12 protein-coding genes are annotated in these 14334 nt (G+C 54.2%); 6 read left to right on the top strand and 6 right to left on the bottom strand.

What is annotated here, in order from left to right; all coding sequences use genetic code 11:
- Positions 1 to 279: 279 nt before the first annotated feature.
- The 3 genes from hisG to KTT_RS06500 all read right to left on the bottom strand — a co-directional run bounded on the left by hisG (position 280) and on the right by KTT_RS06500 (position 3475).
- Positions 280 to 1161, bottom strand: a complete 882-nt coding sequence (gene hisG, locus KTT_RS06490; RefSeq protein WP_126595197.1) for an ATP phosphoribosyltransferase — start codon at positions 1159 to 1161, stop codon at positions 280 to 282.
- A gap of 664 nt (positions 1162 to 1825) precedes the next feature.
- Positions 1826 to 2293: a GtrA family protein gene (locus KTT_RS06495; RefSeq protein WP_126595198.1), complete on the bottom strand. Its 468-nt coding sequence runs from the start codon at positions 2291 to 2293 to the stop codon at positions 1826 to 1828.
- Between the two features lie 273 nt (positions 2294 to 2566).
- A complete protein-coding gene (locus tag KTT_RS06500; protein WP_126595199.1) occupies positions 2567 to 3475 on the bottom strand; it encodes a mechanosensitive ion channel family protein in 909 nt (302 codons plus the stop codon).
- 559 nt (positions 3476 to 4034) lie between these two features.
- Here KTT_RS06500 and KTT_RS36090 point away from each other — a divergent pair.
- Genes KTT_RS36090 through KTT_RS06510 form a run of 3 tightly spaced genes read left to right on the top strand, consistent with a single transcriptional unit; the run spans position 4035 to position 6852 of the window.
- Positions 4035 to 4172: a hypothetical protein gene (locus KTT_RS36090; protein ID WP_160145688.1), complete on the top strand. Its 138-nt coding sequence runs from the start codon at positions 4035 to 4037 to the stop codon at positions 4170 to 4172.
- Positions 4169 to 5578, top strand: a complete 1410-nt coding sequence (argH, locus tag KTT_RS06505) for an argininosuccinate lyase (RefSeq protein ID WP_126595200.1) — start codon at positions 4169 to 4171, stop codon at positions 5576 to 5578. Before KTT_RS36090 ends, argH begins: the two co-directional genes overlap by 4 nt.
- 2 nt (positions 5579 to 5580) lie before the next feature.
- A complete protein-coding gene (locus KTT_RS06510; protein ID WP_126595201.1) occupies positions 5581 to 6852 on the top strand; it encodes an argininosuccinate synthase in 1272 nt (423 codons plus the stop codon).
- Positions 6853 to 6940: 88 nt separating this feature from the next.
- Here the strand turns inward: KTT_RS06510 and KTT_RS06515 are convergent, their stop codons facing one another.
- Both KTT_RS06515 and KTT_RS06520 read right to left on the bottom strand, forming a co-directional pair.
- Positions 6941 to 8035, bottom strand: coding sequence for a lipid II:glycine glycyltransferase FemX (locus KTT_RS06515; RefSeq protein ID WP_126595202.1), 1095 nt, complete (start codon positions 8033 to 8035; stop codon positions 6941 to 6943).
- Positions 8036 to 8152: 117 nt separating this feature from the next.
- Complete coding sequence (locus tag KTT_RS06520; RefSeq protein ID WP_126595203.1) at positions 8153 to 8551, bottom strand: WD40 repeat domain-containing protein; 399 nt, start codon at positions 8549 to 8551, stop codon at positions 8153 to 8155.
- An 844-nt stretch (positions 8552 to 9395) separates the two neighbouring features.
- Between KTT_RS06520 and iscB the strand changes: the two genes are divergently transcribed.
- The 3 genes from iscB (at position 9396) to KTT_RS06535 (ending at position 13250) form a co-directional block, all read left to right on the top strand.
- On the top strand, positions 9396 to 10706 hold the full coding sequence (gene iscB / locus KTT_RS06525) for an RNA-guided endonuclease IscB (RefSeq protein ID WP_126595204.1): 1311 nt from the start codon (positions 9396 to 9398) through the stop codon (positions 10704 to 10706).
- A 29-nt stretch (positions 10707 to 10735) separates the two neighbouring features.
- Positions 10736 to 11305: a nitroreductase family protein gene (locus KTT_RS06530; protein WP_126595205.1), complete on the top strand. Its 570-nt coding sequence runs from the start codon at positions 10736 to 10738 to the stop codon at positions 11303 to 11305.
- Between the two features lie 238 nt (positions 11306 to 11543).
- On the top strand, positions 11544 to 13250 hold the full coding sequence (locus tag KTT_RS06535) for a glycosyltransferase family protein (protein WP_126595206.1): 1707 nt from the start codon (positions 11544 to 11546) through the stop codon (positions 13248 to 13250).
- A gap of 470 nt (positions 13251 to 13720) precedes the next feature.
- On the opposite strand, the gene KTT_RS06540 is transcribed toward KTT_RS06535, so the two are convergent.
- Positions 13721 to 14254: an adenine phosphoribosyltransferase gene (locus KTT_RS06540; protein ID WP_126595207.1), complete on the bottom strand. Its 534-nt coding sequence runs from the start codon at positions 14252 to 14254 to the stop codon at positions 13721 to 13723.
- Between the last annotated feature and the right edge of the window lie 80 nt (positions 14255 to 14334).

Genomic DNA, 14334 nt, shown 5'->3' on the forward strand with positions numbered 1-14334 from the left:
AGCGTGTCTCACACTCTTTTTGTTTGTTTCCTTCATAGCCCAAAGACAGCGGAGTTATTGATCTGTCTTTGGGCCTTGACACGTTTGCATTATCACGCTAAACATTTCCTGCTAATGGTTATTTTGAGGCTTTTAGCACATCTTAGCTGAATGAAGTATAGCCAACCGCAGAGAGCAATGTCAATGATTCATGCAACATAGGATGCACTCAAATTTTTGTAAAGACACTGCGGTTGTATGATTATAGAGCAAAAAAACCATACAACCGCAGCGGCCGCGTTAGACAAACATTTTCTCGATGGAGGAGACCAGGATGCCCTGGGCGCCGAGGGTTTTGAGCTCTTCGATGACATCCCAGAACATGTCTTCGCGGATGGCGGTATGTACAGCCATCCAGGAGGGGTCGGCCGTGGGCAGGACGGTGGGGGACTTGAGGCCGGGCATGATGGTGGAGATGTATTCGAGCGCGCTGGCCGGGACGTTCATCATGACGTATTTATATTCGGAGGCGGCGATGACGCCACGGCAGCGTGTCAGCAGGCGCTCGATGATAGCGGCCTTATGGTCATTAACCAGCGAGTCACGGTTGGCGATGATCACCGACTGCGAGTCCAGCACATTGTCGATGGCGACCAGGTCGTTCAGGCGCAGGCTGCTGCCGGTGCTGACCAGATCGACGATAGCCGAGGCCACGCCCAGCGCGGGCGTAATCTCTACGCTGCCGCTGATGGTGATTACGTTGACATCCACGTTGCGCTCCTGAAAGAAGCGACTGGTCGTCACAGGATACGAGGTAGCGACCTTGCAACCGGACAGTTGTTCGATGTTTGTAATGCCGCTCTCGGCAGGAACGGCCACCTTCAAGCTGCAATGGCCATAATTGAGCGGCATAATCTCCGTAACCGGTTTATCAGACTCCACTACCAGGTTGCGGCCCACGATACCCAGATCCACCACGCCTTCGGCGACGTACTCCGCGATATCGTCATCGCGCACGTATAGAATATCCATCGGAAAGTTGCGGCAGATACTGAAGAGGCGCTGCTTATACGATTCAAAATGCAGGCCCACGGTACGCAACAAATTGCGCGTATCTTCGGTCAACCGACCATCCTTCTGTATCGCCAGCTTGATGTGATCTTCACTCAATCTCGTTACCATCGTCAATGTGCTCCTTCTGGTTTTACCCATAAAAAAAACCCTCATTCCTCGCAACTCGAGGAACGAAGGTCAATCCGCGGTCCCATCCTCATTTCTGTCCAATCGACAGACACTCGGCCTCATAGTCCTGTCTCTTTCAAACAAAAGGACGCATGACTATAAGATGCTCTTGATAACGGATGAGGCCATCCGGTGTGCTTTGGCGTACTGCTGCGCCTGCTCGCACAAGGCTCTCTTGGTGTGTTCGGTTGGCAGGTATACCTGGATTTGCACCACCCTCCAGGTCGCTGTATATACCACGCCCACCTACTCTTCCTCGATCAATCGCCTCTACTTGAATACATTGTACTGATCATCTATGACTGTTCGTAGCTGCAAGCTAGTTACACAACCTGTTGCAGCGACGAAATCAATGTGCTTATCCAGCTTTGACTTTAGTATAGTAAGCACTCAAACCATTGTCAAGTGAAAATTATACATTTAAAGATCTTTTAACACATGCATATGTCGGCCCCCTGCCTTCGGCGGGGGGGAGAAAAGTTGGCGGGGACACCCCGCCCCCGGCAGGAGGGCTCACCGCCCTCCTGCACCTCCCAGCTTGTATCAGCTTTATTTGTTAAGCATCATATAACAATAGCACTACACAAATAGGTACATATTGATGCTAATCGGCCGCAGAGTGGGTCGCAGCATCTTCGTCAACGGTGGGCGGCGCCAGCGGATCGGTGACCAGCTCAGGTTCAGGCACAGCCGAGCTGGTCGGGCGCGGACGATAGACAAAGCGGTCCGAGACCAGGTATTTATAGACGAATGAGAAGCAGAGCCCGATTGGATTAGAGAGGTATTCGTTCATGTGAAAGACATAGTGGAAGATCAGGGCTACTGAGAAAGAGATCACCAGGGCGGAGACGCTGGTCGCCTCGGCCTTCAGCAACCGATAGAGCCAGATAGAGACACGATGGGGGCGGTATTCGGGATAGGTAATGAGCTGGTTCAAGACAAAATTGGCGCCATTACTGACGGCAAAAGCAAAGACATAGGCGACTGGATAGAGATGGAACAACAACATAAACGCAGCCAGCGCCAGGTCATTAATAAGGATGCCGATGCCACCAATCATGGCGAAGCGCACAAATTTTTTGCGTACTAAATTTGCGAGAAAGGCAAAGATAGAAGATCTCCTTTTTTATTTAGACAGTGTCTGGCTGCCGTCATGTGGGTGCCCCTTACGCCCCCGCACGCGCGTCCGCTACGCGGCCGCACTGGTTTTGTGATTGGTGCATGGGCGCGCGAATGCGCGCCCATACACCAATCACAAAAAAGAATTCTAACTCATAAGGGATGCCGCTAGCTCGCCCTGTTATTATAGAGCGAGCTAGCAAGAAAAAAGTCAGTTTTATAAAGGTTACTTGCTACGCCAGGGCTCTGTTGGTCCCTGTCCGGTAGAGGTCTGCGGGGGATAGCCCTGGGTGGGAGTCGTCTGGGACGGATAACCCTGGGTTGGACCCGCAGGGGTGGGCTGTCCAGGTCCCGGTTGATTAAGCTCACCGGGAGCCTTGCCTACCATCGGCGGGGGCTGATTAAAGGGCTGAGACATATCGATCTGCCCCTGCCCCGAAGCAGGCGCCATGGCCGCGCTCATACGACTCTCGCTGCGTTCAAGCAGGCGTTTGGCGCTGTCGCGTCCACCCAATCCAAAGGCCAGGCCGCAGGCCAGCGCGATACTGCCCACGACGGCCGTGAACAGCGTTGTAATCAGCGCTGGAGCGATCTGCAGCTGCTCAAGGGCGATCAAGACAGAGAAACCCAGGATCGCGTAGCGCGCGATATTGGCCAGGAAGTTAGGGTTCGCCATGCGCGTGCTGGCGGAGGCGCCCCGCACCAGATCAGCCACCACGGCGGAGATCACCATACCCAGAAACAGCACGATGATCGCCACAAACACGTTAGGGATATAACCGACGATCTGCCCAATCAACGTACTGACCGCGTTCAACTCCAGAGCGTTAAAGGCGGGGACCAGAAAGATCAAGAAGACAAACCAGAAAAGGACCTTTCCCAACAACGTCGCGGGATCCATGCGCAGGTTCATCTGCTGCTCAAAACGCGTAAAGCCGATGCGATCACTCAAGCGATCGAAGCCCACCCGGCGCAACAGCAGGGTCAATCCTTTCTCTAGCAACGAAGCTACGATCCAGCCTATCAACAAAATGACTAAGAATCCAACCAGCTTTGGAATAAAAGCAAACACCATGGCCAGGGCGCTCGCCAGCGACGAATAGATAGCGACGCCCCAATTAGTAATCACACCCATGAGCTATGCTCCTTTCGCGGGTAGATATCACTGACCGCCTGGTCCACCCCTGTATAACAAACGAATCTACATGGATATGTGAAACATGTCCTCCTAAAGACCAACTTTTATGTGCACTCAGGGTTTGACATTTCAGGAGCAGGCTGTTATCCTAATACAAATATTAAAGAAGACCCGCGTTGAACGAAAATAGTACGAGAGTTACAGCCAACAGCGATCCGGAGTAGAGTGGAAGTTCGGAATGGTCGTGTCCTCTCAGAACGCATTCGTGAGCGGCTGGCCGAAGAAAGTTTTCGGTGATCCACACACATTTATGGGACCACAGAAGACAAGTAGGACAGGTGGTTGGTTCCCACGTTTCGCAAGTAACCAGGAAAAGTGGTCTTTCGGCTCTTGCTCATAGAGCCTGTGAATGAAAGACAATTAGGGTGGCACCACGGGTGTGATAGGGCAAAGATAAAATATCCCTGCACTCTCGTCCCTTCAAGATTGACGGAAGGGGCGGGGGTTTTTTATTGTCCCTCAGCTTCTTCCATAGCACAATCGAAGGAGATCACACATGCTAATGGTTCAACAGGGGTGCCCCAACCTATCGGACACCACGGCAAGATCCATTCGTGCCCTCAACCAGCCTGCTAGCCACGCATGGCCTGCCCATCTCAGCGTCCCCCACGGCGCGGAGGAGGGCGTGCGATGAGCAAGATCTGGCAAAAAGGCTATAGCATCAACGAGCAGGTGGAGCGCTACACGGCCGCGCAAAATAGTCTGCTCGACAATCGCCTGATTCGGCATGACGTCTGGGGCTCACTGGCCCACGCCATCATGCTGCACCAGATTGGAATTCTCGACAACGAAGAGCTCCAATCCCTCAAAAAAGGTCTGAACGAGATCCTTGAGCTAGAGAAAGAAGGCCAATTTGTCATCCAGCCCTCGGATGAAGACGTTCACACCAGCATCGAGAACTATCTAACGCAGACGATCGGGACGGCAGGCAAGAATATCCATACCGCCCGCTCACGCAACGACCAGGTGCTGGTGGATATACGCCTCTACAGCAAAGAGGAGCTAACGCAGACCAGCAAGAAGCTTTTCAATCTCATCACCACGCTTTTGAACTTCGCCGAAGAGCAGATGGCTACTCCCATGCCCGGCTATACCCACATGCAGCGCGGCATGCTCTCTTCGGTTGGACTGTGGGCCGCCAGCTTCGCCGAGTCCCTCATCGATGATGAGCGCCTGCTCTCAGCGGCCTACGAGATCAATGATCAGTCACCGCTCGGCTCAGCCGCCGGCTATGGCGTTCCCCTACCCATTGATCGCCAGCTGGTCGCGGATCTGCTGGGCTTCGCGCGCGTGCAGAATAACGTCATCTACGTGCAGAATGCCCGTGGCAAGATCGAGGCAGCCATCGTACAGGCGTTGACGCAGATCATGCTGGATCTGAGCAAGATGGCCCAGGATATGCTGCTCTTTACCACGGCCGAGTATGGCTTTTTCCAGGTGGCGCAGGAGGTATGCACCGGCAGCAGCATCATGCCGCAGAAGCGCAACCTGGACATCATGGAACTGGTACGGGGACGCGCCCAAACGATGCTGGCACATCAACAGCATATTCTTGGCATCGTCTGCGGTCTGCCATCCGGCTTTAACATGGATTATCAGGAGACCAAGCGTCCGCTGATGGAGGCACTGGACCTGGCGCAGGAGAGCATCGACATCTGTTCCCTGGTGATCAGCAAGATAAGTGTCAACAAAGAAAGACTGCTGAAGGCCTGCACCTTTGAGCTCTTCGCCACCGATCACGCCTACGACATGGTCACCAAAGATCACATGCCGTTCCGCGACGCCTATCGCATCGTCGGCAAAGAGGTCACGGCCCAGCTCGATCAGCTCCTGCCCCTGCCAACCGAGAGTCAGGAGCAGCTAGTTGAACGTCTCAAGGCCCGCAGCCATCAGGGCGGTACCGGTAATCCGGGTTTAGAACTGGCACGCCAGCGCCTGGCACAGGCTCAAGAAGACTGGCAGCAGCGCGCCACACATTTCACAACCGCAATTCAACAGCTCGTTGGAACATCGCAGATATCCATTCTGGAGGAGGAGTAGCTATGCCATCTGTTGTACTCGCATATTCTGGTGGACTTGATACCTCAGTCGCCATTCGCTGGATCAAAGAGAAATACGACCTGGACGTAATCGCCGTCACCATCGATGTTGGCAATGAGCGCAACATGCAGGAGATCGCCGATCGCGCCACTCAAATCGGAGCCATCAAGTCCATGATCGTGGATGGGCGTGAAGATTTTGTGCGCTATTTTGTCTGGCCCGCCCTGCAAGCCGGCGCCATCTACGAGGGACAGTATCCCCTGGCCACAGCGCTGGCCCGTCCCCTGATCGCGCGCCTGCTGGTTGAGGTAGCACGCCAGGAGGGCGCGGTCGCTGTGGCCCATGGCTGTACGGGCAAGGGCAACGACCAGGTGCGCTTCGACGTCTCGATCAATACGCTGGCACCCGACCTCAAAATCATCGCGCCGGTGCGCGAATGGAGCATGACGCGCGACAACGAGATCGCCTATGCCGCCGAGCACAACATGCCGATCAAGGTCAGCAACGCCAGCCCCTACTCGGTCGACCAGAACCTGTGGGGGCGCAGCATCGAATGCGGCATCCTGGAAGATCCCTGGGCCGAGCCACCGGCCGACGTCTTCGCCTGGACCAGCGATCCCGACACCATGGACGCCCTGGAGCCCAAATACTATGAGATCAGCTTCCAGAACGGTATCCCGGTCGCCCTCAACGGCGAAGAGATGCCCGGCTATGTCCTGATCGAGACCCTCAACAGCGAGGCCGGCAAGTACGGTATTGGACGCATCGACCACATCGAGAACCGCCTGGTCGGCATCAAGTCGCGCGAGATCTACGAGGCGCCAGCCGCCGTGGTGCTGCACACCGCCCACAGCGCCCTCGAAAGCCTGACCCTGAGCCGCGAGCAGATCCGCTTCAAAGAGACGATCGCCTCCGAGTACGCGCGCCTGATCTACAACGGACAGTGGTATAGCGCCCTGCACCAGGACCTGGCCGCGTACGTCCAGAGCACGCAGCGCTTCGTCAGCGGCACGGTACGCGTCAAGCTGTCGCGCGGCCGCTGCCAGATCGTTGGCCGCAAATCCGACCACTCGCTCTACGATCATGGCCTGGCCACCTACGACAGTGGAGACCAGTTCGACCACAACGCCGCCCTCGGCTTCATCAAGCTCTGGGCGCTGCCGCTGAGCACTCAGGCCCAGGCCCAGCTGCTCCCCTCCATCGGCTTCGAGGGCAACCTCCTCAACACCGGCGAAGGCAAGGTGCAAATCTCCACCAACCCCAGGTCTGAATAGCAGGCAAAAAGCAGAAGAGTGCGGGAGGGGCGGCCAGCCGCCCCTCCCGCACTCTTCTGCTTTTTGCCTGCTTGATACATCCTCTTATCTATGCATGGGTGGGTTCGGGAGCCTTCTCCTGTTGAGCTTCTTCTTTGTGATTCTGGCGAGCGGCACGCCACTTTTTGAAATCCAGCATGCGCTTGTAGGCCTGGTAGAGGAATGGGTTGTAGGGCAGGTCGTAGCCGGGCATCGCGGTACGCGCGAAGCCGTTGAAGCCGCGCTTGAAGGTATAGACGCCCCACAGCGGATCTTTGCGGGCCTCCGGCTCTTCCAGGGTGGTGGGAATGCCCAGGAAGTTGTAGTATTCGCAGCCATGAGCTTTGGCCCACTGCATGCCGGTCCATTGCAACAGGTGATTGGGCATGACGTTGCGACCTTTGGTCAGGGACGCACCATAGCGATACCAGCACCATTTGCCCATGCGCATCAGGACGATGGCCGCGATCGGCTTGCCCTCGTGCTCGGCGATCAACATGGCGTAGCGATCGCCCTCAGAAAATAGCTTCTCCACCAGCTCGAAGTGCTCGATGCTGTGAATATAGAACTGATCGCGCTCACTGGTCTCCTGCAGGATACGATAGAAGGCCTCCATATCCGCCCGGCCATTGGCCTCGCGCACCGTGACACCTTTACGGGATGCCAGGCGAATGTTATAGCGCCACTTCTCTTTCATGTTGGCCAGGATCTCTTTTTCATCTGGCCGGATATCCAGAATCCATTCGCTGCGAATGTGCAGGAACTGAGTCGAGGGCTTGAAGCCGCGACGAGTCAGGGCCGAGGTCCAGGTGGTATCGCCCACGTCGGCTCCCGGCTCAAGCTTGAGCATAAAGGCCCCCTTCTTACGGGCCTCGCTCTTAACGAAGTTGAGCAGCACATTCATCGCTGGCGAATCGGGATCATCGATCACGGGACCGCGTGGCGCATAGAAGAAACTGCTACGCAAAAGCGGCATCTTGACCAGCAGGAGCAGCATGGCCGCGCAGAGATCGCCCTGCTCATCGACCACGCCGACATGAAACGCCTGTGAACCGACATCCTTCGACAGCTCACCCCACTCATAAGACTGGGTGATATTTCCGTAGGGGGACTTCTCCACGAAGTCGTTCCACTGCTGTCGATCAGTAATGAAACGTGCTTCCATCTTTTTCTTCTCCTCTATTGCAACCTGATAGGCTGAGAGTCTTATCACGACTAGCACAGGCCAGGGCACCTCTCAGACAAATAAGCAGAGGAGACACACAGCAGCCATGCTAGAATATTAACTAGCGGATCCTGGTGAGTAATATACTCCTACGCCAGGTTGTTTTTGTGCCTGGGTCCAGACATCCCAGATATAGAACACTCGGTCTGTACTGGTCGATATCTTCAAGCTTGCGTCAGGCAGCCAATCCAGCACAGCGCTCATAGTTTCCCGATAGATGAAGACAGCATACCGGGTGCGCACATTCCATATATGAATATCCCGGCCTTCGCCCGTTAATGTCATCAATTGCGCCTCAGAAGAGCACGTCAGGGCCGTAATCTCTTCCGCCTGACGATAGCAGCCCAGATTACAGGTTAGAGAGGGATCGTGACCTGCGCGATAATCCCATACCTGCTCCATATGGGCTGGACCAGCACCCACGATCGAAGTCAACCACGAAAAAAAACTTTCCACACCTACACCTCATCTTCGACCAATCAATCGCAGGAATGTATACACCTGACAAGTAGCGTGGCAACACTCCAGTTGAATTTGCGCCGCCTTCACTCATCTGATTGAAAGGTATGATGTTATCGGGTCCAGTTTATCATGCAGTAGGATAAATCGCTACCAATTAAAACTTATGTCGCATGCGCTGGCCTCTTTCTTTGCGCAGGCGTCCGCGACCATCCATAGAGCGTATCCAGGTGCGAAAAGGGGTGCAGGGTTCTCCCTGCCGGGGTGTGGGGTGTCCCCACGCTCTCCTTTCTCCTCTCGCGCCGCAGGCGGCGCGAAAAAGAGAAAAAGAAGTTTTGTGGGGACTTGAGCATGCTCCCAGCATGCTCGCCCACACCCCGGCAGGAGGGCTGGCCGCCCTCCTGCACCTCCCGCTTTAGGGGTGCAGGGGTGTGGGCCTTCATCTTACATTCACACCTATTGAGGCCACGCCTTTTCATAATGCGGGGAAAGGGGCTATAATACACCTTAGCGATAGCAAACGTATAGACGGTAAAAAAACTTCCCGGGCGGCAGCGCCATTATGGGTGGAAGAGAAAGTTTAGAGCAGGTCAGGAACCTCACGCCTCAAGGCGGAGGCTTGTTGCGGCAAGCCTGAACCTGACCAGTCTTGGTCTTGGAAGAGAGACTCCGTTCGGGGAGAAAATAGGTACGGCGGGGTGCATGCCAGCTCCGCCCTCTACGGTCAATCATTAAACAGGTGGACGAGGTCAAGCCAGTGTGGTTGACGTCAAACCTTCTCGAACATTGACGAGGCACCCATTACCCTGGAAACAGGAGGCTCTGAAAGGAGCAAAACTGTATGTCACATGTGTTCGTGGTTGATACGAACAGGACGCCACTCAACCCGGTGCATCCAGGAGAGGCACGACGCCTGCTCTCGCACGGCAAGGCGGCGGTCCTCAAGCGATATCCCTTCACCATCATCCTGAAACAGGCCATCATCACACCACAGGTCACCGGCCTGCGCGTGAAGGTTGACCCGGGTTCACGGACTACTGGCATTGCTGTTGTCAACGATACCTCGGGTCAGGTCGTGTTCGCGGCAGAGCTCACCCATCGGGGACAAGCCATCAAAGCCAACCTGGACGCTCGACGCCGCGTTCGCCGCAGTCGCAGACAGCGCAAAACACGCTATCGTAAGGCTCGCTGGCGGAACCGTCGCATCAAGAAAGGATGGCTCCCCCCCTCGCTTGGCAGTCGCCTTGAGAACATATGCACCTGGGTCCGTCGCCTTTGCCAGCTCTGTGTGGTGACCGCCAGTAGCATGGAGTTGGTCCGGTTCGATATGCAACGCATGGAGAACCCGGATATTGCCGGGGTGGAATATCAGCAAGGCACATTGATGGGATACGAGGTGCGGGAGTACCTCCTGGAGAAGTGGGGCAGGCAATGCGCCTACTGTGGGGTGAAGGACGTCCCCTTGGAAATTGAGCACATCCACTCCCGTGCTCACGGCGGGACGAACCGGATTGCCAATCTCACGGTGGCGTGCGTGCCATGCAATCGAGCCAAAGGGAACCGAGACATCACCAACTTTTTGCACCAGAAACCGGAAGTGCTGGCGCGCATCCTGACGCAGGCCAAACATCCGCTCAAGGATGCGGCTGCCGTCAACACCACACGGTGGGCGCTCCTGGATCGCCTCACAGCCACGGGGTTGCCCGTGGAAACCGGATCGGGTGGGGTGACCAAGTTCAATCGGACGCAGCGCGAGATCCCCAAGACCCATTGGAGTGATGCGGCCTGTGTGGGAGCAAGCACACCACCGGTGCTCAAGACAACCGGTGTGGTTCCGCTGCTCATCCGTGCCACCGGCCACGGCAGTCGGCAGATGTGTTTGATGAGCGCGTATGGGTTTCCCAGAACAGCGGCCAAGGGAGCCAGGAGAGTCCAGGGGTTCCAGACCGGTGACCTGGTGAAAGCGGTGGTTCCTACGGGCAAGAAGCAGGGCACCTATTGGGGACGCGTTGCCGTCCGAAGCAGCGGCTCCTTTAATATCAAAACGAGCACCGCGACGATACAGGGCATTTCTTACCGACATTGCCAGATGCTTCAGCGAAGTGATGGCTATACTTACACCACAGGAGGCGCACTTCCTCCCCATGCCTGAAGGCAGGGGTTTCCGTGCGATTGATATTGATGACAACAATTTTTGAAACGATCAAGCGGCGGCGCAGTATTGGTAAGATGACGGACCAGGTGCCGACGCATGAACAGGTTGAGCGCATTCTGGAGGCGGCCACACACGCCCCCAATCATCATAAAACCGAGCCATGGAAGTTTTTCGTGGTAAGCGGTAAGGCGCGTGTCGAGATGGGGGATGTGATGGCCCAGGCCCTGGCAGAACGTCATAAAGACGAGCCCCATCTTTGCACCCCGGCCAGCCTGGATAAGGAGCGGAACAAACCATTGCGCTCGCCTATCCTGATCGCGGTAGCCTCCAAAGCGCCAGAACAGGGCAACGTACTCGCCATTGAAAACATCGAGGCGACGGCAGCAGCTGTACAGAACATGCTGCTGACTGCTGAGGAGATGGGGCTGGCCGCCATGTGGCGTACCGGGGACGCGGCCTATGATCCCCGCGTCAAGCGCTGGTTTGGACTGGCACCAGAAGATCAGCTGGTCGCCTTTGTCTACCTTGGCTATCCGGCTATCCAGGCCAGCGAACGCCACCCTGCGCCAGCGGACAACAAAACCGTCTGGCTCTAGCAGCAGGCAGCATATGTTACCTCGCTGCATCCACTTCATAGTCAGCCTGCTTTTTGACGGCTAATCCGCAAGGACCCCGAGTTTTTTGTTGGGAAAACTCGGGGTAATTTCATGATATTTACCGCAAGACGCTCTTCTCGTCACGTATACATTAAATAGCCCTACTCATACAGACCATTGTTTACGTTTTATATAATAGATAACTCATTTATCATGTATGTAGCATAGGATGATAATTATGTATAGCACACCACATATATTGGAAAAGCCAGAACGGTCAATAACACCACACTATAAAAAGACACGTATCGCGGTAGCACTGGTAACGGTGATGATGATCATCGCAGTATCGATGCGCTTTATTCTGATCATCAATAACTGGCCGGTCACAAATAGCGATGAATCAATTATGGGGCTGATGGCCCTCCACATTTCACATGGAGGAGAATGGCCCCTCATGTATTATGGACAGGGATATATGGGGCCGATAGAAGCATATATAGCGGCACCCATTTTTCGTCTCTTAGGGCCATCCGTATTTAGTCTACGTATCGGACTACTACTATTTTTCGGCTTGTTTTTAATTGCTATGTACAGGTACTCAAAGTTTCTGTATACGGAAAAATTCGCCCTCTTTATCTGTCTTTTACTGTGCCTGGAATCGAAAGAGATCATCATCCGACAATTGAAGGCGATAGGAGGGTATCCAGAGCTACCTTTTTTGGCCGTGACTATTTGTATTCTGGTTACGACCATACTCTGGCGACACGATAAAACGAGTACAAACAAAGCGCAAGTAAGTCAATATCTCCTCTATTTTCTGCTTGGCCTGGTGGCAAGTTTTGCTATATGGACCGATCCTCTGATCTTCCCATTTGTCATGATGGGCCTGTTCCTTCTCATTATGTTTATCAAAAAAGATTTACTATCTCTGTCGGGGTTATTATTATTATGCGGCTTTATGATCGGCATATTTCCAATCATTTTACATAATATAACCGCACCATTTAGCGAGAGTACCATTGCCAATATGGCTGGACTTGCCAACGCGAGTGATGGAAAAAGCTATTCGCTGCTGCAAAGAATGGGTAGTGCATTCTTTATTAGTATCCCCAGCGCAACCGGTTATCCGCAAATATGTCCCGCCAACATGGCTCCAACCCTGGGGGAGATAAATACAGGATGCTTGCTACTGCGAGGTAGCTGGAGCCTCGGCTATGTAGTATTGTGGATACTGGCTGTATGGAATGCCGTCAAAAACATCAGGCAAGAGGCTGCAACGACGCGTGAAGCAAGGCAAAAGCAGATCATCGAGTATAGCCGCCTGATGTTACTTGTGGGTGGAGGGGTAACAATCGCCATCTATTCACAGAGTACATTAGCGGCCGTGGTACCAGAACCAACCTCAAGGTATCTTATTTGTCTTCTGCTCACCATTCCAGCCGTACTGTGGCAAATCTGGCCTGGGAAGAACAGTGCTCTTAAAAACAAGACCACAAAAATTCCTGGAATAGTCCTCTTGCTGCGTTTATGTATGCTATTCACTATTCTCTGTGCCTTCTCATACGGCGTATTTGAAACGTTTACGGATATTCCCGCCGCCCAACAATTTTATCGCCAGGACACAAAACTCGTGCAACACCTGGAGGCGCTCCAGGCAACGCGCATCTACTCGGAATACTGGACATGCAATCGCCTTATATTCCGGAGCAAAGAAAAAATCCTCTGTAGTGTTCTCAATCCGGATCTTACACCAGGGATGAATCGTTATCCCCCCTACCATACTGCCGTGAAAAAGACCAAAAATCCCTCTTATGTGTTTCCGCTTAACTCTCAACACGAGCAGAACTTTATCAAAATACACACACAAGATAATACGTTACAGAATTATCAGTACAGCACTTATGAGGGGTATTCTATATATCTCTCTAAAGAGAGTATCTGAATCTCGCCATCCCAGGGGTATATGAGCGCCCCCGCACGGGCGTCCGCTGCGCGGCCGCATTGATTTTGTGTGCTGGTGCATCGGGGGCGCAACTGCGCCCCCGATGCACCAGCACACAAAGGACTCCTGAGCATCGCAGTGTGATGATCGTGAGAGTCACCCTGGGGGCACGTGAGCGTCCCCACACGCGCGGACGCCCTTATTTTTTTGTGCTGGTGCATGGAGGCGCAGTTGCGCCTCCATGCACCAGCACAAAAAAGACGCCTGAGCATCACAGTGCGAAAAATCAAGCATGCTCAGTGCCGATGATCGTGAGAGTCACCCTGGGGGCACGTGAGCGTCCTCACACGCGGACGCCCTTATTTTTGTGCTGGTGCATGGGGGCGCAGTTGCGCCCCCATGCACCAGCACAAAACGAATTTGTGAGCGGGGATACTTTATATGATTTTTTCTAGCAGAAATGGATAGATTTAATATTGGATCAGCGCAAAGACGTCGTGTCCCTCCAGGCGTTCGCGGCCTTTGAGGAAGCTCAGTTCCACCAGGAAGGCGATGCCAGCGATATGGCCCCCCATCTTCTCTACCAGTTCGATGGACGCGGAGACGGTGCCGCCTGTGGCCAGCAGATCATCCACAATCAGGACACGTTGTCCCGGCTTGATGGCATCGGTATGCAGCTCAACCACATTGGTGCCGTACTCGAGCGCGTACTCGACGCTAACGGTGCTGGATGGCAATTTGCCGAATTTGCGTACGGGCACAAAACCACAATTGAGCAGGTAGGCCAGCGGCGCCCCGAAAATAAAGCCCCGAGACTCAACGCCAACTACGGCTTCAATACCAGCCCCCGCATAATGCGCGGCCAAACGATCCATGGCAACGTGAAATGCTTTGGGATCCTGCAGCAAAGGGGTAATGTCCTTGAACAGGACACCTTTCTGGGGAAAATCAGGGATATCGCGAACCCAATCTTCCAATCGTACAGGCTCGGATGTTGACGTCATGAGCTATGTTCTCCTCTATATGGTATGAAATTGGCAATAACACAGGGGCCGGTCAAGCCATATATGTTATTCTCTTGACT

Source organism: Dictyobacter aurantiacus (assembly GCF_003967515.1).
GTDB lineage: Bacteria > Chloroflexota > Ktedonobacteria > Ktedonobacterales > Ktedonobacteraceae > Dictyobacter > Dictyobacter aurantiacus.

Excerpts from the sequence above, each read along its gene's own strand:
- KTT_RS06530 (WP_126595205.1), top strand. The coding sequence starts at position 10,736 with ATGACAACAATTTTTGAAACGATCAAGCGGCGGCGCAGTATTGGTAAG.
- KTT_RS06540 (WP_126595207.1), bottom strand. The coding sequence starts at position 14,254 with ATGACGTCAACATCCGAGCCTGTACGATTGGAAGATTGGGTTCGCGAT.
- iscB (WP_126595204.1), top strand. The coding sequence starts at position 9,396 with ATGTCACATGTGTTCGTGGTTGATACGAACAGGACGCCACTCAACCCG.
- KTT_RS06515 (WP_126595202.1), bottom strand. The coding sequence starts at position 8,035 with ATGGAAGCACGTTTCATTACTGATCGACAGCAGTGGAACGACTTCGTG.
- KTT_RS06500 (WP_126595199.1), bottom strand. The coding sequence starts at position 3,475 with ATGGGTGTGATTACTAATTGGGGCGTCGCTATCTATTCGTCGCTGGCG.
- argH (WP_126595200.1), top strand. The coding sequence starts at position 4,169 with ATGAGCAAGATCTGGCAAAAAGGCTATAGCATCAACGAGCAGGTGGAG.
- KTT_RS06535 (WP_126595206.1), top strand. The coding sequence starts at position 11,544 with ATGTATAGCACACCACATATATTGGAAAAGCCAGAACGGTCAATAACA.
- KTT_RS06510 (WP_126595201.1), top strand. The coding sequence starts at position 5,581 with ATGCCATCTGTTGTACTCGCATATTCTGGTGGACTTGATACCTCAGTC.
- hisG (WP_126595197.1), bottom strand. The coding sequence starts at position 1,161 with ATGGTAACGAGATTGAGTGAAGATCACATCAAGCTGGCGATACAGAAG.
- KTT_RS36090 (WP_160145688.1), top strand. The coding sequence starts at position 4,035 with ATGCTAATGGTTCAACAGGGGTGCCCCAACCTATCGGACACCACGGCA.